The organism is Collinsella aerofaciens (assembly GCF_040910185.1).
Taxonomy (GTDB): Bacteria; Actinomycetota; Coriobacteriia; order Coriobacteriales; family Coriobacteriaceae; genus Collinsella; species Collinsella aerofaciens_BF.
On the sequence record NZ_JBDGBA010000017.1, the window covers coordinates 18,262 to 39,940 of the forward strand.

22 protein-coding genes are annotated in these 21,679 nt (G+C 59.6%); 12 read left to right on the top strand and 10 right to left on the bottom strand.

The window, feature by feature from the left end:
• Positions 1 to 3: 3 nt before the first annotated feature.
• Positions 4 to 540 carry a ribonuclease HI gene (rnhA, locus tag AB5Z54_RS07400; RefSeq protein WP_368161003.1) on the bottom strand — a complete coding sequence of 179 codons (537 nt, stop codon included), beginning with the start codon at positions 538 to 540 and terminating at the stop codon, positions 4 to 6.
• A 48-nt stretch (positions 541 to 588) separates the two neighbouring features.
• On the bottom strand, positions 589 to 1,491 hold the full coding sequence (locus AB5Z54_RS07405; RefSeq protein WP_148332745.1) for a LysR family transcriptional regulator: 903 nt from the start codon (positions 1,489 to 1,491) through the stop codon (positions 589 to 591).
• A gap of 273 nt (positions 1,492 to 1,764) precedes the next feature.
• Here AB5Z54_RS07405 and AB5Z54_RS07410 point away from each other — a divergent pair, with 273 nt between their 5' ends.
• The 3 genes from AB5Z54_RS07410 (at position 1,765) to AB5Z54_RS07420 (ending at position 4,554) form a co-directional block, all read left to right on the top strand.
• The gene (locus AB5Z54_RS07410; protein ID WP_368161004.1) at positions 1,765 to 3,075 is read left to right on the top strand and encodes an O-acetylhomoserine aminocarboxypropyltransferase/cysteine synthase family protein; all 1,311 of its coding nucleotides are present in this window, start codon (positions 1,765 to 1,767) and stop codon (positions 3,073 to 3,075) included.
• Between the two features lie 312 nt (positions 3,076 to 3,387).
• The gene (locus tag AB5Z54_RS07415) at positions 3,388 to 4,161 is read left to right on the top strand and encodes a hypothetical protein (RefSeq protein WP_368161005.1); all 774 of its coding nucleotides are present in this window, start codon (positions 3,388 to 3,390) and stop codon (positions 4,159 to 4,161) included.
• A gap of 186 nt (positions 4,162 to 4,347) precedes the next feature.
• On the top strand, positions 4,348 to 4,554 hold the full coding sequence (locus AB5Z54_RS07420; protein WP_055309746.1) for a hypothetical protein: 207 nt from the start codon (positions 4,348 to 4,350) through the stop codon (positions 4,552 to 4,554).
• A gap of 108 nt (positions 4,555 to 4,662) precedes the next feature.
• Here the strand turns inward: AB5Z54_RS07420 and AB5Z54_RS07425 are convergent, their stop codons facing one another.
• Together AB5Z54_RS07425 and AB5Z54_RS07430 are read right to left on the bottom strand one after the other, a co-directional pair.
• Positions 4,663 to 5,577, bottom strand: a complete 915-nt coding sequence (locus AB5Z54_RS07425; RefSeq protein WP_368161007.1) for a ketopantoate reductase family protein — start codon at positions 5,575 to 5,577, stop codon at positions 4,663 to 4,665.
• A 123-nt stretch (positions 5,578 to 5,700) separates the two neighbouring features.
• The gene (locus AB5Z54_RS07430) at positions 5,701 to 6,471 is read right to left on the bottom strand and encodes a cyclase family protein (RefSeq protein WP_368161008.1); all 771 of its coding nucleotides are present in this window, start codon (positions 6,469 to 6,471) and stop codon (positions 5,701 to 5,703) included.
• A 162-nt stretch (positions 6,472 to 6,633) separates the two neighbouring features.
• On the opposite strand from AB5Z54_RS07430, the gene AB5Z54_RS07435 reads away from it, so the two are divergent.
• The 6 genes from AB5Z54_RS07435 (at position 6,634) to AB5Z54_RS07460 (ending at position 13,184) form a co-directional block, all read left to right on the top strand.
• On the top strand, positions 6,634 to 7,824 hold the full coding sequence (locus AB5Z54_RS07435) for an aldo/keto reductase (protein ID WP_368161010.1): 1,191 nt from the start codon (positions 6,634 to 6,636) through the stop codon (positions 7,822 to 7,824).
• A 90-nt stretch (positions 7,825 to 7,914) separates the two neighbouring features.
• Positions 7,915 to 8,934, top strand: coding sequence for a Gfo/Idh/MocA family protein (locus AB5Z54_RS07440; RefSeq protein ID WP_368161012.1), 1,020 nt, complete (start codon positions 7,915 to 7,917; stop codon positions 8,932 to 8,934).
• Between the two features lie 130 nt (positions 8,935 to 9,064).
• Complete coding sequence (locus AB5Z54_RS07445) at positions 9,065 to 9,931, top strand: deoxyribonuclease IV (RefSeq protein WP_368161014.1); 867 nt, start codon at positions 9,065 to 9,067, stop codon at positions 9,929 to 9,931.
• A 147-nt stretch (positions 9,932 to 10,078) separates the two neighbouring features.
• Entirely contained in the window at positions 10,079 to 10,939 is an 861-nt protein-coding gene (locus AB5Z54_RS07450) for an ABC transporter substrate-binding protein (RefSeq protein ID WP_148345627.1), read from the top strand.
• A gap of 118 nt (positions 10,940 to 11,057) precedes the next feature.
• Positions 11,058 to 12,419 (top strand): amino acid ABC transporter permease, encoded by a 1,362-nt coding sequence (locus tag AB5Z54_RS07455; protein WP_368161015.1) that lies wholly within the window; start codon positions 11,058 to 11,060, stop codon positions 12,417 to 12,419.
• A gap of 12 nt (positions 12,420 to 12,431) precedes the next feature.
• Positions 12,432 to 13,184, top strand: a complete 753-nt coding sequence (locus AB5Z54_RS07460; protein ID WP_055286888.1) for an amino acid ABC transporter ATP-binding protein — start codon at positions 12,432 to 12,434, stop codon at positions 13,182 to 13,184.
• A 117-nt stretch (positions 13,185 to 13,301) separates the two neighbouring features.
• Here the strand turns inward: AB5Z54_RS07460 and AB5Z54_RS07465 are convergent, their stop codons facing one another.
• Together AB5Z54_RS07465 and AB5Z54_RS07470 are read right to left on the bottom strand one after the other, a co-directional pair.
• Positions 13,302 to 13,721, bottom strand: a complete 420-nt coding sequence (locus AB5Z54_RS07465) for a flavodoxin (protein ID WP_368161017.1) — start codon at positions 13,719 to 13,721, stop codon at positions 13,302 to 13,304.
• Between the two features lie 46 nt (positions 13,722 to 13,767).
• Complete coding sequence (locus AB5Z54_RS07470) at positions 13,768 to 14,472, bottom strand: DUF3793 family protein (RefSeq protein WP_055286885.1); 705 nt, start codon at positions 14,470 to 14,472, stop codon at positions 13,768 to 13,770.
• 175 nt (positions 14,473 to 14,647) lie between these two features.
• Between AB5Z54_RS07470 and AB5Z54_RS07475 the strand changes: the two genes are divergently transcribed.
• Entirely contained in the window at positions 14,648 to 15,031 is a 384-nt protein-coding gene (locus tag AB5Z54_RS07475; protein WP_271758921.1) for a heavy-metal-associated domain-containing protein, read from the top strand.
• A 26-nt stretch (positions 15,032 to 15,057) separates the two neighbouring features.
• Here AB5Z54_RS07475 and AB5Z54_RS07480 read toward each other — a convergent pair whose 3' ends face one another.
• Positions 15,058 to 15,483: a hypothetical protein gene (locus AB5Z54_RS07480; protein WP_231500777.1), complete on the bottom strand. Its 426-nt coding sequence runs from the start codon at positions 15,481 to 15,483 to the stop codon at positions 15,058 to 15,060.
• The gene (locus AB5Z54_RS07485; protein ID WP_271758953.1) at positions 15,476 to 17,002 is read right to left on the bottom strand and encodes a Y-family DNA polymerase; all 1,527 of its coding nucleotides are present in this window, start codon (positions 17,000 to 17,002) and stop codon (positions 15,476 to 15,478) included. The genes AB5Z54_RS07480 and AB5Z54_RS07485 overlap by 8 nt, the downstream gene beginning before the upstream one ends.
• A 201-nt stretch (positions 17,003 to 17,203) precedes the next feature.
• Between AB5Z54_RS07485 and AB5Z54_RS07490 the strand changes: the two genes are divergently transcribed.
• Positions 17,204 to 17,728, top strand: a complete 525-nt coding sequence (locus tag AB5Z54_RS07490; protein WP_158558624.1) for an iron-containing alcohol dehydrogenase — start codon at positions 17,204 to 17,206, stop codon at positions 17,726 to 17,728.
• A 199-nt stretch (positions 17,729 to 17,927) separates the two neighbouring features.
• Positions 17,928 to 19,622 (top strand): glucose-6-phosphate isomerase, encoded by a 1,695-nt coding sequence (gene pgi, locus AB5Z54_RS07495; protein ID WP_117757367.1) that lies wholly within the window; start codon positions 17,928 to 17,930, stop codon positions 19,620 to 19,622.
• Between the two features lie 141 nt (positions 19,623 to 19,763).
• Here the strand turns inward: pgi and AB5Z54_RS07500 are convergent, their stop codons facing one another.
• Together AB5Z54_RS07500 and AB5Z54_RS07505 are read right to left on the bottom strand one after the other, a co-directional pair.
• Positions 19,764 to 21,068 carry a VirD4-like conjugal transfer protein, CD1115 family gene (locus tag AB5Z54_RS07500; protein WP_368161020.1) on the bottom strand — a complete coding sequence of 435 codons (1,305 nt, stop codon included), beginning with the start codon at positions 21,066 to 21,068 and terminating at the stop codon, positions 19,764 to 19,766.
• Positions 21,061 to 21,678 (bottom strand): ATP-dependent Clp protease proteolytic subunit, encoded by a 618-nt coding sequence (locus AB5Z54_RS07505; RefSeq protein ID WP_022094432.1) that lies wholly within the window; start codon positions 21,676 to 21,678, stop codon positions 21,061 to 21,063. The genes AB5Z54_RS07500 and AB5Z54_RS07505 overlap by 8 nt, the downstream gene beginning before the upstream one ends.
• Position 21,679 lies beyond the last annotated feature (1 nt).

Sequence of the window (21,679 nt, forward strand, 5' to 3'; positions counted from 1 at the left end):
CTATTACAGGTCGCTCTCGTTAAAGCCGGTGTCGATATCGAGGTTACTGCCGTCGGCCGCCGTGGTGGCGAGTTCATCGCAGCGCTCGTTGAGCTCGTGACCGGCGTGACCCTTAACCCAGATGAACTCAACCTTGTGCTTGCTTTTGACGGTGAGTAGGCGCTCCCACAGGTCGCGGTTCTTGACGGGCTGCTTGTTGGCGGTTTTCCATCCGCGCTTTTTCCAGCCGTCAATCCAGTGTTTGTTGAAGGCGTTAACGACGTACTGCGAATCGGAATGGACCTCGACCTCGCAGGGGCGGTTAAGTGCCTCGAGCGCCACGATGACCGCCATGAGCTCCATGCGGTTGTTGGTGGTCTTGGCGTAACCGCGCGAAAGCTCGGAGGTGAAGGTCTTGCCGGCGGGGTTGGTGTATTTGAGCACGGCGCCGTAGCCGCCGCGTCCCGGATTTGATCGGGCCGAGCCGTCGGTATAGATGATGACCTTCACGGGCTTCCTTTCGTTGGGTACGTTTCGTGTGAGTGACCATTGTAGCGCCATGCCCGCCGGGGGCTAGCAATCTACGATTTCTATCCCGTCTTCCGACAGTTAGTTGGCATGGATGATGCGGTTGAGCTCGTCGAGGTATTGCTGCAAGAGGGGAGAGGGCTTGCGCTCGTCGTGCATGATATAGCCTACGTGCATCGTTGGGGCGTCTGCTAACGGGATCGATGCCATACCCCATTGCATTTCATTGGAGAGGACGCCGGTCGACAGGGTGTAACCGTTCGACGTGATAAGTAAGTTAGTAAGTGTTCCGCGGTCCGAGATTCGTATGTTGCGGTCGCAAGGGATATAGCTAAAAGGTTCCTCGGCGTAATAGAAGGAGTTTGAGGTTCCCTGCTCAAAGCTGTAGCGCGTATAGGGTGTGAGGTCGGCAAGGGACAGCTGCGGGCGGCGGGCAAGCGGGTGGCGCTCGCTAACGAAGACGTGGACCGTCGCGTCGAATAGGGGATGGAAGCTCGCGCGCGCATCGGCAAAAGCCTTCTGCAGAACACGGGCGTTAAAGTCGTCCAGATACAGGATGCCGATGTCGCTGCGAAACGCGCGGACGTCATCGATGATCTGCGATGTGGTAGTCTCGCGCATGATGAACTCGAACTTGCTGTCGCGGCAGCGCTCGACCACGTTGACAAAGGCCTCGACCGAAAAGGCGTAGTGCTGGGCGGAAATGGCGAGGCGGGCTTGCGGGGTGCCGCCGTCCTCGTAGCGCGCCTCGAGCATATCGGCCTGCTCTACGACCTGGCGCGCATAGCCCAAAAGCTCGGTGCCGTCGTTGGTGAGCGTGACGCCGCGGCTGGAGCGCGTAAAGATCTCCAGGTGGAGCTCCTGTTCCAGGCTTTTGACGGCGTTTGAGATGCTGGACTGAGCGGTATAGAGGCGCTGAGCTGCGGCATTGATTGAGCCGGACTCTGCTACGGCGATCAGGAAACGAAGCTGCTGGAGGGTCATCGGCGCCATCCTTTCGAGTGTTATCTATATAACCGATAACAGGTTAGCGCTTTTAAGTGATTGACCGAGGGAAACAATGCTCGTACTATTCAAAACACACAAAGGCGGTAGGTAATTAAGCCAAACACGGAACCGGGATGCGAAAGGAGGCCCGCATATGAATTGCTTACCAAGACGAATGCCGGGCTCCTGTTTGCGCCCGTCGGCGTGATCAGGAGACAGCGACTTACTTCTCTCTAATTTATTAACTTTTGTTCGATCAAGGAGATCATCATGAGCCAGTTCATCAACAACCCCGAGCACACCTTTGGTTTCGATACCCTGCAGCTTCACGTTGGCCAGGAGAGCGCCGATCCCGCATCCGACTCCCGCGCCGTGCCTATCTACCAGACCACGAGCTATGTGTTCCGCAACTCCCAGCACGCCGCCGATCGCTTTGGTCTTGCCGACGCCGGTAACATCTACGGCCGTCTGACCAACTCCACCCAGGGCGTCTTCGAGGACCGTATCGCCGCACTCGAGGGTGGTGTGGCAGGTCTTGCCGTCGCCTCCGGTGCTGCTGCCATCACCTATACCCTGCAGGCTCTTGCCCAGGCCGGTGACCACGTGGTGGCTCAGAAGACCATCTACGGTGGCTCCTACAACCTGCTGGAGCATACGCTCTCCCAGTTTGGCGTCGAGACCACCTTCGTCGATGCCCACAACCTGGACGAGGTCGAGGGCGCCATCAAGGACAACACCACGGTCATCTACCTCGAGACGCTCGGCAACCCCAATTCTGACATCCCCAATATCGACGCCATCTCCGAGATCGCCAAGAAGCACGGTTTACCGGTTGTCGTCGACAACACCTTCGGCACCCCGTATCTGTTCCGTCCGCTGGAGCATGGTGCCAACATCGTCGTCCACTCCGCAACCAAGTTCATCGGCGGCCACGGCACCTCGCTGGGCGGTGTGATCGTCGACGGCGGTAACTTCGATTGGAAGGCGAGCGGCAAGTATGAGCAGATCGCCGAGCCCAACCCCTCCTACCATGGCGTCTCGTTTGCCGAGGCTGCCGGTCCCGCCGCCTTCGCAACCTATGTCCGCGCCATCCTGCTGCGTGACGAGGGCGCCTGCATCAGCCCGTTCAACGCTTGGATCCTGCTCCAGGGCACCGAGACCCTGTCGCTGCGCGTTGACCGTCATGTCGAGAACACCAAGAAGGTCGTTGAGTTCCTGGCTGGTGATAGCCATGTCGCCAAGGTGAACCACCCGAGCCTGTCTGAGCACCCCGATCACGAGCTCTATCAGAAGTACTTCCCCAACGGCGGTGCCTCGATCTTTACCTTTGAGATTAAGGGTGGCCAGGAGGCAGCTTGGAAGTTCATCGACCATCTGCAGGTCTTCTCGCTGCTCGCCAACGTGGCCGACGTCAAGTCGCTCGTCGTGCACCCGGCTACCACCACGCACTCTCAGCTCTCTGCCGAGGAGCTCGCCGAACAGAACATCACGTCCTCCACGATCCGTCTTTCCATCGGTACCGAGAATGCCGAGGATATCATTTGGGATCTGAAGCAGGCCTTCGCCGCGCTGGACGAGTAAGGCGACTTGTGCAAGGACCCCTTGCGACTCGATAGGTATAACTGCATAAAATGCCTGCTCAAGGCGCCTGTGCGAACAATGGTTGCACAGGCGTCTTTTTTGCATAGAGAGGGCGCAAAAACAGGGTTTTTGACACGCTTTATGCAATCGAGATGTGGAAAACTCCTGTTAAGAGGATGTGAGTTTTACGCAATTGACGTGCGCCTTTTGAGTAAAACCGCAGGTCGCGATTTGCTCGGGGTACTATGCAGCGCGATCGAATCACACGCAGCTCAAACGCAGCAAAAACGCACTACGGAGGTTTCTAGCTACATGAGGATCGATTCACGAAAACCGAAAGCCGCCGCCCTTTCCGCCGCTCTGACCGTGGCACTTTTGGCGGGCGCCGGTGCAACTGATGCCCACGCGGTAACACTATCCGATACGGTCGGATCTACGCCGTCCGAGGCGACTCTGGTGCAGCCTGTCGACTACCGCGGCGACGGTTATGGCTCTATGCAGGAGTGGAACGCCTCGATGGAGGCCAAGCGCGATTCCCTTGAGATGCGCGCTCAGATCATTATGAATATGTATGGCGACTATGCTACCGATGACGAGCGTGCTGTGCTGCAGGGTTGCATCGACGGTGCGGGTAGCCTGTTGACGATGGGGGAGGTCGACGCCAAGTCGACCGAGCTCGATGAGCTGCGCGCTGCGCTTGAGGATGCCAAGTGCGAAGCGCTCGAGGCTGCCGCCGAGGCGGAGGCTGCCGAGGCCGCCCAGGCTTCGTACTACAACGCCGGTTACACTCCGTCTTACGCGTCTGCCGCGTCCTACGCGAACGGATCGGGCCTGACGCGCTCTGCGGGTGTCAATAACTACAACGGGCGCCGCGAGACCTATTACAGCAGCAATGTGCTTTATCACTATCGCACGGGCGAATGGACTCAGGATTCTGAGGGCTTCTGGCGCGATTCCGACGGCTATTACGTTGTTGCCGCGGGCGATATGGCCCAGGGCTCGACCTTTACGGGCTCCAAGGGTGATTGCAAGGTCTATGACTCCGGCTGCGCTGCCGGAACCACCGACTACTACACCGGTTGGTAATTATTCTGCATCACGGATATTTGGCGGACGGGCGTCTTTACCGAGCTTTAGGGCAACGTAAAGCCGCCCGTTCTTTATGCGCGTCTGAGTTAACAGAGCCCTTACCGTGGCGGTACGCTGGGCGTATGGATGCGGGGCACACTGGTTCTTGAGAAATAAGGTCTTTCTCTTGGAGGAAGTGGTCTTGTGAATGCTCGAGATATTGCCGTTGCCGCCGTCGCGTTGATGCTTGGCTGCCTTGGCCCCACGGCCGCGCTCGTCGCGGGCATGCTGGGGACATGCGGGGCTGCTCCTATCGTGGCCGGCGCGCTGATCGCGGCCACGCTGCTGGGAAGCACCGGTGTTGTCCTTTGTCGCGACGATGAGGACGAGGTTCCGGAGTCGCAACGCTAGCTGTTGTGAGATTGACCGCCGGTCATAGACGAAGATGAAAGCCGCCGTAAGGGGAGTGCTCCTTGCGGCGGCTTTGCTGTTAAGGCTGTTGAATGCGGCGCGTTGGCGCTACCAGCTTTTCTCGATATCGCGGATGCGCCGATAGAGCCACTCGTTTTGCGGTGCCTGGATATCGTGTTTGGCTGCGAGGCGGCAGATGGTGCCCGCGAACTCATCAACCTCGGTTTTGCGCCTTGCGATGCGGTCTTGAGCCATTGAGGGCATACCGGCGGGGTCGATTCCCTCGATGAGGTGCACCATTTGCGTCAGGTCTGCCTCGGTCAGCTCAACGCCCTCGGCGTTGGCGACCGCAAGCGTTTCGCGCATGGCGGAAACAAAGCAGCGACGCTGCTCGGAGCCCGGCTCCGTGGCGCTTCCGTAGGTCCCGCCGTAGGCCATGCAGGTCTGGTTGATGCCGTCGTTGAGCATGAGTTTGGCCCACATGCGGTGAGCGATGTCGTCCTCGACGGTATGGGCGATGCCGCAGCGCGTATAGAGCTCGTCGATAGCGGCGACGGTCGCGGGGTCGGTGCCGGCGGCTGCGCCAAAGCGGATTTCGCCCGCATTGGTAAAGGTGAGCGCGCCGTCGAGGAATACGGCGTCCATGCCCTGGCAGATACCCAGGACGGTATGCTCCCAGCCAAAGCGTTCGGCAATCTTTTGCTCGCTCGTAATGCCGTTGCACAGCGAGGCGATGAGCGTGTTGGGTCCCACGACACGCTCCATAGTCTTGAGTGCTTGGTCGAGACCGGTGGTCTTGACCGTCAGGATGACCAGATCGGCGGGCGCTGCCTCGCTGGCGCGGACGGATGTGAGATCGCAAGGCTTTCCGTTGACGGTGAGCGCATCGCCCGCGTGACGCTCAAAACGGGCGTCATCCATAACGTATTCGACGGCGTCATTGCCGAGGGCCTTGGCAATCATGCTGCCGTAGAGCAGGCCGACGCCGCCCTTGCCGATAAAGGCGACCTTGTTGATCTGCATGTGAATCATCTCCCCATATAAAAGGCGCCCGCATATGGGGCGCCTGATGGATTGTATGTCGTCGGGGCGTTTGGTGGGCGCGCGGGGCTGCTGTTGTGAAAAAGACACTATTGCGCAGTGCGCTTATGCCGCGGGGCAGACCGCAAAAACGCGCGCGGGGTATCCGACACCATCATGGACCTTAGGGAAGGTGCAGAAGATGACGGCGCCCGTGGCGGGAAGCTCGTCTAGATGGTCCATGACCTCGATCTGATAGCGGTCGACCGAGAGGATGTATTGTTCGCCGGGGTAGGGGTAGGCGTCCTCCCGCGTGGTCACGCTCGCCGGGTCGGTGTCGGCCGGCTCGTGGCCGATAGCGCCGATGTTGCGCTCTTCAACGAGCCACTTGATGGCGTCGAGGTCCCAGCCGGGGTAGTGGGGCTGGCCGTCCTCGTCCTTGTTTTCGAGGTCGGCGAGCTTGGACCAGTCGGAGCGGAAGGCAACAAAGGCGTCCTTGGGAATGCGACCGTGCTCATTCTCCCAGGCTTTGAGGTCCTCGATGGTCAGGATAAAGTCAGGATTTGCGACGCATTCCTTGTGCTTGTCGATCACGCAGAGCGGATGCATAAACTCGATGGGTTCAATCTCTCCAAGGGAACGACCCTCAACGTGGAAATGCCGCGGTGCGTCGACATGCGTGCCGTACTGCGAGGCGACCGAATACTGAAAGCAGCGCATAGGGGCGAGCATGTCCTCGGGCGTGTTTGGCAGATAGTCGAAGAGCTTGGTGGACTCAAACGGCTTAAAGCCAAACCAGTGTGGGGTGTCGCACGAGAGCGTGTGGGTGAGGTCGACCCAGCGATAATCGGTGCTTTTGAGCTGGGATGCGAGGTTCCAAAGGTCGAGCGCGGGCATGGGCGACTCCTTTCATCGGGCTTTTTGCTGATGTTAAAGCGGTGCCGTGACGGCCTGATTTCTGCTGCGTTACGATACGTTCTCAATTGCGATTCCGATGTGTTTCGATGACGTGACGGGTTTGTTTCGCCTTGTCAGGGCTTCGATGGGAGGGGAGGGGCCGTGCAATATCGCGTTGACCCCAAAAGCGGCAACCGTATCTCGGCGTTGGGGCTGGGCTGCATGAGGTTTCCCGGTGCGCCGGGACGCCCGGATGCGAAGACAGCCGACGCCATCATCTCCCGTGCGGTGGAGCAGGGGATTAACTACCTGGACACGGCCTATCTCTATCCCGGCAACGAGGCTTGTGTGGGTGCGTCGCTTGAGCGCCTGGGCTTGCGCGACCAGGTTTTGCTCGCAACCAAGTTGCCGCATGCTTCGTGCAAATGCGCGGAGGATTTCGACCGGTTCTTCGACGAGCAACTGCGCCGCCTGCGGACCGACCATATCGACTATTACCTCATGCACAACATTACCTCGCCCGCCCAGTGGGAACGTGTGGTGGCGTTGGGCATCGAGGACTGGATCGCGCGTCAAAAGGCGGCGGGGCGCATTCGCCAGATTGGTTTTTCGTACCACGGCAGCGCGGCGGATTTCCTGACGATGCTCGATGCATATGAGTGGGACTTTTGCCAGATCCAGTACAATTACGCTGGAGAGCGATATCAGGCGGGAACAGCGGGGCTCATGGCCGCCGCCGAGCGAGGCCTCGCGGTGTTTGTGATGGAGCCACTGCTGGGCGGGCGTTTAGCGGGCAAGCTGCCGCCACGGGCCCGCGCTGTGCTCGATAGCGCCCGTGACCCGCATTTGCGCACTCCTGCCGCCTGGGGTCTTTCGTGGGTGTGGAATCATCCTCAGGTGACGATGCTGCTTTCGGGTATGACCGATACCGCGCAGGTGGATGAGAACGTGGTGTTGGCCGATCGGGCCCTGCAGGATTCGATGACAGCTACTCAGCTCGACACGATCGCGCACGTGCTGGATGAGTTTGAAAAATCGAATCGCGTGCCCTGCACGGGATGCGGCTATTGCATGCCGTGCCCTAAAGGCATCAATATCCCTGGATGTTTTGCCGCCTACAACGCGAGTTATGCGCACAGCTGGTTTACGGGTCTATCGCAGTACTTTACGGCGAGCGCGGTGCGTACAAGCGAGGCCAAGCTGGTGAGCAATTGCGTCAAGTGCGGCAAATGCGCGCGCCACTGCCCACAGCATATCGATATCCCCGAGCGTCTCGATGACGTGCGCCGACGCTTCCAGCCTGGACCCGTGACGGCAGTGCTTAAGGCCTTCGGCAAAACGCGCTCCTCGTGACCCTTTTATAACTTGCGGTGGAATAGTTCCTGTTTGCGGCAGAATAGGGCTTAAACAGGGACTATTCCACCGCAACTGAAGGGGGCTGTCGTGGGCCATCGGGATTCATGTAATGATTCGCGTGGGGTTCGTTGGGGCATTTTGGGCGCTGGACACATTTCTCATCGATTTGCATCGTCGCTCAAGAAGGTCGACGGGGCACGGCTGGTGGCTGCGGCCGGTCGCACTCCTGCACATGTCGAGGAATTTTGCCGAGTGTTTTCGATCGATGCTGCGCATGGCCATGCCTCGGCCGACGATAGCGGCGATGCGGCTTATGACGCGCTGATTGCCGACCCCGATGTCGACGCAATCTACTTGGCTCTTCCGCATGGCATGCATACGCGTTGGGCCTGTCGCGCGCTGTGCGCCGGAAAGGCCGTGCTGTGCGAAAAGCCGGCCGTTTTGAGTGAGGAAGAGGCTCTCTCGATCGCCTCCACCTCTCGCGAGCGCGGCGTGCTGTTTATGGAGGCGATGAAGAATCGGTTTTGCCCGATGCGCACTCGCGTGAAAGACTTGCTTGCGTCGGGTGAGCTTGGCCGTATCGTCTCGATTGAAAGCGTGCAAAAGCTCGATTACGGCGAGTCTCCTTCGGGCTATCTGCTTGATCCGCTGCAGGGCGGCTGTCTATATGACATGGGCTGTTATGCGGTCGGTTGGTTTGAGGATTTGCTCGCGGGCACGTGCGAGGTTTCGTCCCGTGAAGTTCGCTGGCGTGACGTATCAGGCAGCCGTGTCGATTGGGCCGACGAGATCCATATGAGCGTCGGCGGTATACCCATTCATATGGTGTGCGACGGCAAAGCAGCATATGAAAGCCGCTTAACGATTGCCTGTGAGCGGGGCTCGTTGGAAATCGAGCGTCTTCATCGCCCCGAGCTCGCCCATGTGAAGTACTCCGACGGTCGAGTACTCGAAATCGATGCACCATTTGAGGTCGATGATTTTTACGGTGAGGCATCGCATGCGACACAGCTCATTCAGGCGGGGAAACTCGAAAGCCCCATCATGTCCCTAGCCGCTACACAGCGCTGTGCGCACATCATCGATGCGATTCGCTTGAAACTTTAGGGCGTGGGGGCTCGGCGGACCGTGCCCCTGATGCCCCTTGTATAACTTGCGGTGGAATACGGTCTGTTTGCGCCAAAATAGGGCACCAATAGACCGTATTTCACCGCAACTGATGAGGAGGGAGCTGGAGATGCTGACGATCGGGTGTCATCTTTCGACGACGAAGGGCTATCGGGCAATGGGGGAGACGGCGTTGTCCATTGGCGCCAATACCTTTGCGTTCTTTACGCGCAACCCGCGCGGTGGCAAGGCAAAAGAACTTGACATGGATGACGTGGCGGCTCTGCGCGAGCTTATGGAGCAAAACGACTTTGGCCCGCTCGTGGCTCATGCCCCGTATACCTATAACCCCTGCTCCGCTAAGGAGCGGGCGCGCGAGTTTGCCCTGGAGGCCATGGCCGAGGATCTGCAGCGCATGGAAGCGCTGCCCGGCAACTACTACAATTTTCATCCCGGTGCGCATGTGGGACAGGGGGCAGACGTCGGCATTCAGATGATTGTCGACACGCTGTGCCAGGTGATGTTTGAGGGCCAGCAGACGACGGTGCTGCTCGAGACCATGTCGGGCAAGGGCACCGAGGTGGGCCGCAGCTTTGAGGAACTGGCGCTCATCATTGAGGGTGTTGCCGGCAAACGCCCCGAGCTGTCGGCCAAGCTGGGCGTTTGCCTAGACACCTGCCATGTGAGCGATGCCGGCTACGACATCATCCATGATCTGGACGGCGTACTCGACGAGTTCGACCGCGTGGTGGGTATCGATCGCTTGCATGCCGTACACATCAACGATTCGAAGAACTCTTGTGGCGCCCATAAAGATCGTCACGAGTGCATCGGCAAGGGATACCTTGGCAGTGAGGAATTTGGTGGAGGTATGCAGGTTATGCAGAATATTGTATCGAATGGCCACTTGCGTTCGCTGCCGTTTATTTTGGAGACTCCGAACGAACTTGCAGGTTATGCAGCTGAAATTAGACTATTAAGGTCATTGCAGCAGTAATGACTGTCACAAAGTAGAGTATTCCATTCACGTTATGGGTTTGTTTCAATCAGTTTTCTCATTGCAGATTCGTAATTCCGGGTGCATAATAGCCAACAGTTTTTGCAGACCTCTGAATCAAACGAGGTCACCGGAAGGAGACTGATTATGAAGCTGAAGAAGCTTGGCGCATTTGCCGCCACGGGTGCTATGGCGCTCGCCCTTGCTCTGACGGGCTGCGGTTCGTCCAACGCCACCTCTGGTTCTGATGCCGGTTCCAGCAGCTCTGACGACGCTAAGGTCGAGAAGGTCGACGGCTCCAAGGAGTACGCGCTCGTCAAGGACGGCACGCTGACCGTCGGCACCTCTGCCGAGTACGCGCCGTTTGAGTACAAGGATGACAACGGCGACTACCAGGGCTTTGACCTTGAGCTCATCAAGGCTATCGGTGACAAGCTGGGCCTGGATGTCGAGTACGTCAACAATGACTTTGACACGCTGGTTCCGGGTGTCGCTTCGGGCGCCAAGTACGACGTCTCCATCGCGGCTATCACCGACACGCCCGAGCGTGAGAAGGAAGTCACTTTCTCCGATTCCTACTACATGGACGATCAGGCTATCGTGACCAAGGTCGATAACACCGACATCACGGCCGACAACTACAGCGAGAAGCTCAACAACGCCGACGCTACCATCATCGTTCAGTCTGGCTCGACCGCCGAGTCTTTTGCCCAGGAGAACTTCCCCAAGGCCAAGATCGTCCCCTACAAGGACGCTACCGAGTGCTTCAGCGCCCTGCAGTCCGATAAGGGCGACGCCGTAGTCACCAACCGCTCCGTTGCCAGCCAGCTGACCGCCGAGCAGTTCAACACCTGCCAGACCATTAAGCAGATCAGCACCGGCGAGGAGTACGCCATCGCCATCAACCAGGGTAACACCAAGCTCAAGGAAGACATCAACCAGGCCATCAAGGACCTGACCGACGACGGTACCATTGACGCCCTCATGGCTAAGTACAACATCAAGTAAAATAGCTACTTGATTGATCGCGGGCCCTTTCCGTTTTGGCGGAGAGGGCCTTTGCGCTTCTCTTGACGGAGAGTATTTCCGTCTCGTTTTGCCGGCAACTTCTACGATAGGAGCCACCTTGTCTCGACTGAACAAAGGGGCCGCGGAGCAGCGTTTTCCACTGCCCGCCTTGCTCCAAAAGCTAGCCTGCGCCATGGCCGTGGCGCTCGCGCTGGTGTGCGCAGGGGCATATGCGCCCACGACCGCCCAGGCGCTTGAGACCGCAAAGATTACCGCCCGACCCAACACTGGTTCGGGCAGCGCTGTGGTCGGCGGTACCGAGACGCGCATTACCTGGGAGGTCCAGGCCGATGCCGACGAGGAGCTGAGCGGTCTTTCGCTGACGTTTGTCGACGGCACGACGTTTGGTACCGATGACACGCGATTGACGATGCTCTCGGGCGAGGACCTCATGGATCGTACGCCCATGAAGCCCACGTGCAAGGCTGACGGCCAGACGCTCAAGATCGACTTTGGCGAGACGGCGCCTGCCGGCGGCTTTTTCCGTGTCGAGGTTTACGGCGTGACCTTCCCCGTCGAGGGCGGCGATGAGGTCTTTAGCGGCACCTGCACTTTGGCCGATGGCTCGACCAAGAAGATCTCCAAGATTCCGTCGGTGGAGATCAAGGGCGTGACGGCATTCGATAACTTCCTGGCCGATCTTAAGGAGCAGCCGTGGGTCGAGGCCTGGAACTCCAATATGTTCCTGCGCCTGTTCTTAAACCCGGTCATTTTGGTCCAGAGCCTGCCGATCGTCTTTAAGGGCTTCCTTATGTCGCTCTCGATCGTGCTTGTGGCGTTTCCGCTGGCAATTCCCTTTGGCTTTGCCTTGTCGCTCATGCGCATCTCCAAGTCGCGCATCCTGCGCTGCCTCGCCGGCATCTATGTGAATATCATCCGCGGTACGCCGGCGTTCCTGCAGATCTATATCGCGTTCTTCGGTCTGCCGTTGGCCGGCGTCAAGGTTGATGACTACGTGCTTGGCGTTATCGTCATGGCCATGAACTCGTCTGCGTACCTGTGCGAGATTTTCCGTGCCGGTATTCAGTCGATCCCCAAGGGCCAGAACGAGGCTGCTCGCTCGCTGGGCATGAATGCCTTCCAGACACTGCTCTACGTTATGATTCCGCAGACGTTCCGCAATGTTTTGCCTACGCTGACCAGCGAGTTTATCTTGCTTTACAAGGATACGTCGCTGCTTGCGGCCGTGGGCGTGGTCGAGATCGTCATGAACGCCCGTACCATCGTGGCCACGACGGGCTCCATTACACCGTACGTGGTTGCCGCCCTGTTCTATCTGGTCATCACCCTGCCGCTCGCTCGCTTGGTGAGCGGTCTTGAGGCGAGGCTTTTGGGCACGGCCGAGACCAAGAAGAAGCGTCCCGCCAAGAGCGCCGGACAGGTTGTCGCGACGCCTGCCGATCACATCGCCGGTCTGTAAGGAGGTCCTATCATGAGCGAAACCAATAACTCGAACGAGGTCGTCGTCAGCATCAAGAACCTCCAGAAGGCCTTTGGCGACAACGTGGTCCTGCGCGATATCGATCTGGATGTGCATAAGGGCGAGGTCGTTGTGGTCTTGGGCCCCTCGGGCTCGGGCAAGTCGACGATGCTTCGCTGCATCAATCGTCTGGAGCATCCCACGAGCGGCTCGATTATCGTCGAGGGTGTGGACGTGTGCGCCAAGGGCGTCGACCTTAACAAGGTGCGCACGCATCTGGGTATGGTGTTCCAGCAGTTCAATTTGTTCCCGCACCTCTCAGTCAAAAAGAACGTCATGCTCGCGCAGCAGAAGGTGCTCAAGCGCAGCAAGGAAGAGGCCGAGAAGATCGCCGTCGAGGAGCTGACCAAGGTCGGTCTTGCCGAGCGTATCGACTTTATGCCGAGTCAGCTTTCGGGCGGCCAGCAGCAGCGCGTTGCCATCGCCCGCGCCCTGTCGATGAACCCGCACGTCATGCTCTTTGACGAGGCTACCTCGGCGCTCGACCCTGAGCTCGTGCGCGACGTCTTGGGCGTCATGCGCGACCTGGCGCGCGACGGTATGACCATGATCGTCGTGACGCACGAGATGGGCTTTGCTCGCGATGTCGCCGACCGCGTCGTCTTTATGGACGGCGGCGTCATTGTGGAAGAGGGTACGCCGAGCGAGGTCTTCGACCACCCCAAGAGCGAGCGCACCAAGGCGTTCTTGGGCAATATCTCGTAGCCGGTTGATGTAACTGCCGTTATAAAAGAGCGGGGGCTGGACTTGAATCCAGCCCCCGCTCTTTTGTAGGGATAAGGATGTGCTTTGATGCAGACTCTTTTGGAGGTCCTGGGTTCGTTACGCGAGCTCGGCTCCGAGGGCCTTGCAAGCGGTCTCGCCCTCATCGTCGGGCGCATCGTAGCAAATGACGGAATCGACGACATTGACGCCCGCCTCGTCGGCATCGGCCTTCCAGTTGTCCATCCACTCGCCCTCGGCCCACGAATAAGAGCCAAAGAGGACGACCTTCTTGTCGCCGAGGGTCTCCTTGACCTCATCCCACATGGGCTGGAACTCATCGTATTCAAGCTCCTCGGAACCCATGGCGGGGCAGCCGAAGGCGAAGGCATCATATTCGGCGACCTTGTCGGCAGAGAAGTCGGCGCAGGAGATGACCTCTGCCTCGGCGCCGGCACCGGTTGCGCCCTCGGCAACGAAGTTTGCCATGGCCTCGGTGTTGCCTGTACCGCTCCAGTAGACGACTGCGATCTTGCTCATATGTCTTCCTTTCGGTTGTGCGGCGTGCGGCCGCGTTTTGTATGCTCTATCGGGTTGCCTGGACAAGTTGTCCCAGAGTGCAGCCCTGTTGATAGATGTAGGTAAGGTATTGCGTGCATGCGCGATAGGAATCGAAGGTCGTGAGCGCCTGCTCAACGTTTGTGTATACCTTCCATGCGCCAAAGACCTTATAGTTTTCGCCGTGCTGGACGATAAACTGATGGACATCTTCGTAGGGATAGCCCAAAAAATAGCCAATTTCGTGGGGGAACTCGCACATGCACCCCGTATCGCAGTGCCTATTTCGCGCGAGCGCGCAGACGCTGCCGTCATAGGCACTCTCTGCGGCATTGCTGCTTGCCAGTGTGATGCGCGCGGCGAGATGCACCAGGGACGCGGGCAGGTTGTGGACATCGTAACCTTCGGCGGCAAGCGCCGTCGTGGCGCGGGGGTCGGAGAGGTATCGCATGAGGTCTGCAGGGCGGTACACATAGATGAGCGCTCCGCAGGGGCGCCAGACCAAAACGCTCATATGGATCCCGAGTGGCTGGAGCTCGCAGTTGCATTGGGCTATGACGGCGAGCAGGCGAGAGCGTCGCTCTTCGATATGGGCGGCGCTGGGTTTTCCGTTTTGGTTGGCGTAAACGCCGGGATAGGTAAAGAGCGAAGCCGGCTTGATACCTGCGAGCGTAGGGGAGCAGTTGCGCACGACAGCCGTTTGGTATGTTGGGATGTCAATGGTTCGAGTCACGATGCCCCTTTCGGGTCCTCAGTTGTTAGCCAAGGAAAACTTATACACGAAAGTAAGCCACGGTCAACAAAAAAGTTTGAAGAGGGAAACTAATTGACCGAACGGACATGATTTTGGGTTAAGATGGGGACACCCCATGGGGGTATCTAGATAGAGCTACTTGAAAGGGGAACGCATGAGTGACTTGCTCAACCCTGCGAATCTCATCGTGTTGGCCGTCATTGCCGTCGGCATGTTTTTTGGACTGCGTCGCATTGTCGCTTCGACACACGGAAAGAGCTGCTGCAGCGATGGCACGAGCGGTAAGAAGGCCAAGAAGGTAGTGGTTGCGGATACCGATCCGTCCCACTACCCCTATAGCGATGAGCTGCTCATCGGCGGCATGAGCTGTGACGGCTGCGCTCAGAACGTAGCCAATGCCCTCAATGCGCTGGATGGCGTGTGGGCAACGGTGACGTATGCGGACCACACAGCGCGCGTGCGCTCCAAGCGGCCGATCGATCGCGGTGTCCTTGAGGCTGCCGTGAGAGATGCGGGTTACTACGTCATGACGCTGTAGGCCTTGCCTTGGATGCGCGTCCTTGTCTAGGCTCGTCCGCGTAGCTCGATGTCCTGGATGTCGTCGAAGTCGATGGCGATATCTTTGAGCTTGAGGAGTTTGAAAGCAGGGAGCGCCTCGTCGAGGATGCCGGTGCGGCTGCGATAGCCGTATGTATCGTAATAGGTGACACGAACCAAGTCGCCACGCTTGAGGCCCTCGAGCTTTTTCGAAAGTTCGAGGGCTTTTTCTTCTGTGAGTTCGCATTTTGGCTCGGCGGTGATCTCTTGTTTACGCACGAGCTCGTAGTATCCCGTGAGGGCGGCAAAGGGCATAAACTGCGCGGCACGGCCGGCACGGACGGTGCCGTTGGCGGTGAGCTTTGGGTCGGCGGAGCGACGTCTTCCCTCGGGGTCCGCTAGGCGTTCAAAAGGTGTCGGTGGCCGCATCGGCTGTTGTTGGGACTTAGGCACGATGTCCTCCAACTTGTTCGTTGCGTTCGCGCGCGGTGGCGCCGGCGGTAAAGCTTAATCCCTTGACGAGCGCGTTCTTGCCGTACTTGCCTTTCACGGCCAGGACGGCGCGCGCCAGGTCGCGCTCGCGCTCATCGGCCTCGATATCGCTGAACAGATCGATGGTGGCAAATTCCTCGGGCATGAGGTTGCCAAATCCCAGGTTGATGCGCTTGACCGGTCGTTTGGGATCGACAGTCTGCGCCCAGAGCTCATCGAAATAGCCCATGATCTTCTTAAACGAATTGGTACGCTCGGGCAGCTTTCGCGAGGCGTTAGAGTGCGCAAAGAGTGCGGCATAGCCACCGCGCGGTTTGCCGCCATGCTCTCCCACAAAGATGCCATCGATTGCCTGCGCTTCGCGCACCAGGCGACGCCGTTCGTCATCGCGCTGGACGGGCTTGGGCGCACGGGGCGCGAGCTCGGGGCCGGCGGTTGCGGTGGGTTCGATACTCGATGTGCTCGAGCGCAGGTGCCCGCATCCGTCCACATACTGCGCTGTACCGCTGGCGTCGAGGCGGCGTATGTCGGCGCGTTCGCTCGCGTAGCCCACAAAGAGCGAGATGCTGTCGCAGACCACGTGCTTATCGACCAAGTCTAAAACGGCGTTGTCGACCATCTCGCGCAAGACGGTATAGGCCTGTTCGTAGGCATAACCCTTCGAGAGCACCTGTCCTGTGGTGGTCGAAGTTGCCTGCGGGCGATAGGCTTGGATATCGGCGATGGTTGTCGGCTCGCGTCCGAAGGCGTGATCGATAAGATATTCGGCATTGACGCCGAGCTCGTCGTAGAGCAGGTTTTCGTCAAGGGCGGCGACGCCCATCAGGTCGTAGACGCCATACTTTTCGAGTCGGGCTGCCACGCCGGGGCCGATGCCCCAGATGTCGGTGATGGGGCGATGGGGCCAGATCTCCTTGCGAAAGGTCTCGTCGTCGAGTATGCCGATGCGGCTGGGTACGTGCTTGGCGGTAATGTCGAGCGCTACCTTGGCCTGGAATAGGTTGGGGCCGATGCCGACCGTCGCCGTGATGCCGGTGCGCGCGAGGACCTCGTCGCGCAGCGTGCAGGCGAACCCTTCCGCATCGGTGTGATAGAGGTCCAGATAGGGCGTCACGTCGATAAAGCACTCATCGATGGAGTAGACGTGCACGTCTTGGGGGCTGACGTATTCCAGATAGATACCGTAGATTTTCGCCGACACCTCCATGTAATGCTGCATGCGCGGTACGGCCGTGATGTAGTCGATGCCATCGGGAATTTCGAACAGACGGCAGCGATTGTGTATCCCGAGGTCCTTCATGGCCTGTGTGATGGCGAGGCAGATGGTCGTGCGTCCGCGTGATTCGTCGGCAACGACCAGGTTGGTGGTGAGTGGATCGAGCCCGCGGTCCACGCACTCGACGCTGGCATAAAACGTCTTGAGGTCGATGCAGATGTAGGTGTGCTGCTCGTGCGCCACGCGTCCTCCCATCAAACACATGTTCTTATCGAATACCTGTTCGATAATACCCGCTCGACCAGACACCGTCAAAACCTGTCCCTTTTTGGCGGGTATGGTCGTGCGGCTGCATCGGGTTTTTAACGCAGCCCTAAAGAGCGCGAAACAGCTCGGAAAAGCTCGCTTCGTAGCATGAGCCTAACGATCGATACCGCCTATACGCACGGAAGGGTTGTGGAAAAGATGGTCAATTATGGGTTTGGTATGCCGACGCGCCTTGTTGCGGATGGAGACGTGGCTCGCTGGTGCGGACGATTGGTCGCTCACTACGGTGGCACCAAGGCGCTGGTCGTGTTGGGCGGTGACAAACATACGCACGATGAGCTCGTCTCGGCGGCGCTCGGCTCGCTTGATCGAGCTCTGCTCGAACGCGTGCTTTTTCGCTGCGGCTTGGTCGGGGGCGACGGGGGAGACGATTTGGTCGATGAGGCCGTAGCCCTGGCGACCGACGAAGGCGTGGACTTTGTCCTGGCGATTGGCGATGCCGATACTGCCGGCTTTGCGCGCGAGCTCGCGCGGCGCATGGCGGCGCTCGATGCCGGCGAAGACGGCTTTGTGCCTTATGGATGCATTGTCTCGGAGGGCAAGGTGCCTGCTGTCGTGGGCACCGGCGAGGTTCCCGTTTTTGCCATTATCGCGCCCGAACTGCTGGAGGGCATCGGGTCTCCTTTGCGTGAGTTGCTCGGCAGCGTCTGCGCTGCGGCCTAATATCTGCCAGGAAGGGACAGGTTAATTTTGGTAGGTAAAGCGTTTGACCTGCCAAAATAAACCTGTCCCTATTTGGTCGGTTGCCGTTTGGGGGCCGATTGGCAACGCTCGCTGATTATAGTCTTGACCTGCGCTAGAATAGTGGCATCTGAATGTCCGGGCGCATGGAGGCGTGCGCCCGTATGCTGAGGAGGACTCTATGGCAACTGTTGCCGCACCTATCGATGCTACGTCGACTGCCGCTTGGAAGGCACTCGAGGCCCATCAGGAGAAGCTCGAGGCCGAGGGTATCGACCTCAAGGCCTGGTTCGCCGCCGATGCCGAGCGCGTGAACAAGCTGAGCTTTGACGCCGGTGACCTGCACTTCGACCTGTCCAAGAACCTGGTGACCGATGAGACCGTCAAGCTGCTGTGCGATCTTGCCCGCGAGGTGAAGCTCGAGGAGCGCCGCGACGCCATGTTCTCCGGCGAGCACATCAACACCACCGAGGACCGCGCCGTCCTGCACACCGCGCTTCGTCGCCCGGCAAGCGAGAAGGGCCAGCTCATTGTCGACGGCCAGGACGTCGTCGCCGACGTGCACGAGGTCCTCGACCGCATGTATGCCTTCGCCGAGCGCGTGCGCTCCGGTGAGTGGAAGGGCGTTACCGGCAAGAAGATCGAGCACCTGGTGTCCATCGGCATCGGCGGCTCCGATCTGGGCCCGGTCATGGCTTACGAGGCTCTGCGTCCCTATGCTGACGCCGGTATCGACTGCCGCTACATCTCCAACATCGACCCCAACGACCAGGCCGAGAAGCTTAAGGGTTTGGACCCCGAGACCACGCTCGTGATCATCGTCTCCAAGACCTTCACCACGCTCGAGACCCTCACCAACGCTCGCGAGGTCAAGACCTGGATGCTCGAGCAGCTCAAGGCTCAGGGCGCCATCGACGGCTCCGATGAGCAGAACGCCGAGGCCGTGGCAAAGCACTTCGTCGCCGTCTCCACCGCGCTCGAGAAGGTCGAGGCCTTCGGCATCGACCCTGCCAACGCCTTCGGTTTCTGGAACTGGGTCGGCGGCCGCTATTCTGTTGACTCCGCCGTGGGCCTGTCGCTGATCGTCGTGCTCGGCCCCGAGCGCTTCCAGCAGTTCCTCGAGGGCTTCCACGCCATCGACGAGTACTTCTGCAATACCCCGCTCGAGAACAACGCCGTCGCGCTAATGGGCCTGTTCAACGTCTGGTACGTCAACTTCTTCGGTTCCAAGAGCCATGCCGTGCTGCCGTACTGCCAGTACCTGCACCGTTTCCCGGCCTACCTGCAGCAGCTCACCATGGAGTCCAACGGCAAGCATGTCCGTTGGGACGGCAGCGCCGTGACCTCCGACACCGGTGAGATCTTCTGGGGCGAGCCCGGCACCAACGGCCAGCATGCCTTCTACCAGCTGCTGCACCAGGGCACCGTGGTGGTCCCGGCCGATTTCATCGCCTTTGCCAATACCGCCAACCCTGCGACCGATAGCGGCCAGGACGTGCATGAGCTGTTCCTGGGCAACTTCCTGGCCCAGACCAAGGCGCTCGCCTTTGGCAAGACGGCCGACGAAGTTCGTGCCGAGGGCACGCCCGAGCAGATCGTCCCGGCCCGTTGCTTTGAGGGCAACCGCCCGACGACCTCGATCTTTGGCGACACGCTGACCCCGTTCGCACTCGGTGAGCTCATCGCCCTGTACGAGCACATCACGTTTGTCGAGGGTACGGTCTGGGGCATCGACTCCTATGACCAGTGGGGTGTTGAGCTGGGCAAGCAGCTTGCCAAGCAGATCACCCCTGCCTTCCACGACGATGCCGCCAAGGCCGAGCAGGACGCTTCGACCCAGGCGCTCATCGAGTTCTATCGCGCGCATCGCAAGTAGTCGCTGCTGTTAACGCATCGCGCCTTATAGTCAGGGGCCCGTATCCTATCGGATGCGGGCCCCTTTGCTTTGCCGTGGTCCCGGGGCGCACGGCCTTTGTGGAGCATCGCCGGGGCGTCGCGCGCTGCGAGAACCCTGCGCCTAGATCTCGGCCTCCGCATGGCCTCGCTGCGCCTCGGGCAGCTCCCCGTAGAGCGGATGGTCTTCGAGCCTAAAGCGCTCGACCTGTTCGGGAGTGCGACCGCGTACAAAGAGCCACGAGCGATCGATCGGCGTCGCCATGAGCGTGCTGGGCAGCGCGTCGGCGCGGTCGGAAAACACCCGGGCACTCTCGGGATCCTGGAACGCCAGCACCAGATGCGTGTCGCAGTTGCCCATGATAGAGCGTGCGCGTGCCTCGCCATAGAGCGCATCGAGCTGGTTGGTCGACTGCAGCAGCAGCGTTGCCCAGATGTTGCGGCTTCGGATAATCGAGAGCACGTTGTCGATCTGGGGGATCTGCAGATTTGCGAAGTCATCGAGCATAAAGCGCACGGGCACGGGCAGGCTGCCGTCGGGCTGCCTATCGGCCTCACGAATGAGGCCCATAAACGCTTGCGTAATAAAGAGGCCGGTCAGCGGATCGAGATTGCGGTCAATATCGCTTACGGTTACAAACAGGGCGCAGGGGGTGTGTCCCATGGAAGCGAAGTCCACCTGATGGCACTCACGATAGAGCTGTGCCGCACCGTCGAATCCCAGACACATGACCTTTTCGGCAAGGATGCCGACGATGCTCGCGTGCATGCGCTCGGCATTTTGCGTAATGGCGTAGCGCCGCCATAGCGAGAGGGCATAGCTTTGGGGGTCGGTCGTGATCAGGTCGTCAAACAATCGACCCGTGGCACCGTCCTGCAGGTGCTCGATCAGCTTGATGACCGAGCTGATCGTCTGCTCGTCGGCGGGTAGCTGTTCGGTGACGTAGGCGATAAGACACGACAGCAGGTTTGCCGCCGCATGATCCCAAAAAGGCTGGTTGTTGTCCTCGATGGGGCAGATGGCCTTTGCCACCGAGAGGATGTCCTGCTGGTTGGGCCTGCCGTCCGCCTTGCGGCGAATGTGCCTCAGGGGGTTGTAGCCGCAGCGCTCGATGCCGGGCGCAAGGGCCGGGACGGTGTTGAGGTCGGCGAAGTTGAGACATTGCACGCGGTAACCGTGGGCTGCCAGCACGGGTCCCACTTCGCGACAGAGCGTGCCTTTGGTGTCGAGCACGATGTAGCTTGCGTTCATTTGCAGCAGGTTGGGCTTGAGGACGTTTCGGGTCTTGCCGGCTCCCGAGGGGCCGATCACAAGTGCGTTGTTGTTGAGTCCCGTTTGGCGGGTGTCGCAGGAAAGCGTTCGATCCTTGGCGAGGATGGTGGACGATGCGGACTTAGATGCGGCGAGGCGGCTGGCGAGGTTAGACATGGGCGACCTCCTTGGTGGTCGAGAGGATTTCGTGGGCAAAGCCGAGCTCGACGGCGCGCTCGGCCGAAAGGTAGGTGTCTTTTGCAGTGAGGGACTGGATGCGCTTGGGCGTGAGGCCGCTGCGGTCCGAGAGGATTTGCGTGAGGGTCTTGCGGGTCTGCATGAGACGCCGGCTGGTTTCTTGCAGCGCAAGTGCCGAGCCGCCTGCCCCCTGGGGGATCAGCGGGTCGTGAATCATGAGCTCTGCATGGGGCGCCATACGGCGATCGTCGCCGCCCATAAAGATCACGGCGCCCATGGACGCGGCGAATTCCAGACAGACGGTGCGGATGGGGCACGATGCGAGGCGCATGGCGTCATAGATCGCAAGGCCCGATCGCACGCTTCCGCCGGCGCTGGCGACAAATATGGTGATGGGGCGGCTGGGGTCGGTGGCATCGAGCAGGCGGATCTGCTGGCATAGGTCGTGGGCCATCGGGGTTTCGATGTTTCCCATGACGGAGAGCTCGCGACGGGCGAGCATCTCATCGTAAATGCTGGTGAGCGTGATACCTCGGGCGGATTCACGCATGGTGAGGGGGCTGATGATGGGGGAATGATTGGTGTCCATG

Bases quoted from the DNA above. Each gene is read 5' to 3' on its own strand.
- rnhA (WP_368161003.1), bottom strand. From the start codon at position 540: ATGGCGCTACAATGGTCACTCACACGAAACGTACCCAACGAAAGGAAG.
- AB5Z54_RS07405 (WP_148332745.1), bottom strand. From the start codon at position 1,491: ATGACCCTCCAGCAGCTTCGTTTCCTGATCGCCGTAGCAGAGTCCGGC.
- AB5Z54_RS07410 (WP_368161004.1), top strand. From the start codon at position 1,765: ATGAGCCAGTTCATCAACAACCCCGAGCACACCTTTGGTTTCGATACC.
- AB5Z54_RS07415 (WP_368161005.1), top strand. From the start codon at position 3,388: ATGAGGATCGATTCACGAAAACCGAAAGCCGCCGCCCTTTCCGCCGCT.
- AB5Z54_RS07425 (WP_368161007.1), bottom strand. From the start codon at position 5,577: ATGCAGATCAACAAGGTCGCCTTTATCGGCAAGGGCGGCGTCGGCCTG.
- AB5Z54_RS07430 (WP_368161008.1), bottom strand. From the start codon at position 6,471: ATGCCCGCGCTCGACCTTTGGAACCTCGCATCCCAGCTCAAAAGCACC.
- AB5Z54_RS07445 (WP_368161014.1), top strand. From the start codon at position 9,065: ATGCTGACGATCGGGTGTCATCTTTCGACGACGAAGGGCTATCGGGCA.
- AB5Z54_RS07450 (WP_148345627.1), top strand. From the start codon at position 10,079: ATGAAGCTGAAGAAGCTTGGCGCATTTGCCGCCACGGGTGCTATGGCG.
- AB5Z54_RS07460 (WP_055286888.1), top strand. From the start codon at position 12,432: ATGAGCGAAACCAATAACTCGAACGAGGTCGTCGTCAGCATCAAGAAC.
- AB5Z54_RS07465 (WP_368161017.1), bottom strand. From the start codon at position 13,721: ATGAGCAAGATCGCAGTCGTCTACTGGAGCGGTACAGGCAACACCGAG.
- AB5Z54_RS07475 (WP_271758921.1), top strand. From the start codon at position 14,648: ATGAGTGACTTGCTCAACCCTGCGAATCTCATCGTGTTGGCCGTCATT.
- AB5Z54_RS07485 (WP_271758953.1), bottom strand. From the start codon at position 17,002: ATGTGTTTGATGGGAGGACGCGTGGCGCACGAGCAGCACACCTACATC.
- AB5Z54_RS07490 (WP_158558624.1), top strand. From the start codon at position 17,204: ATGGTCAATTATGGGTTTGGTATGCCGACGCGCCTTGTTGCGGATGGA.
- pgi (WP_117757367.1), top strand. From the start codon at position 17,928: ATGGCAACTGTTGCCGCACCTATCGATGCTACGTCGACTGCCGCTTGG.
- AB5Z54_RS07500 (WP_368161020.1), bottom strand. From the start codon at position 21,068: ATGTCTAACCTCGCCAGCCGCCTCGCCGCATCTAAGTCCGCATCGTCC.
- AB5Z54_RS07505 (WP_022094432.1), bottom strand. From the start codon at position 21,678: ATGGACACCAATCATTCCCCCATCATCAGCCCCCTCACCATGCGTGAA.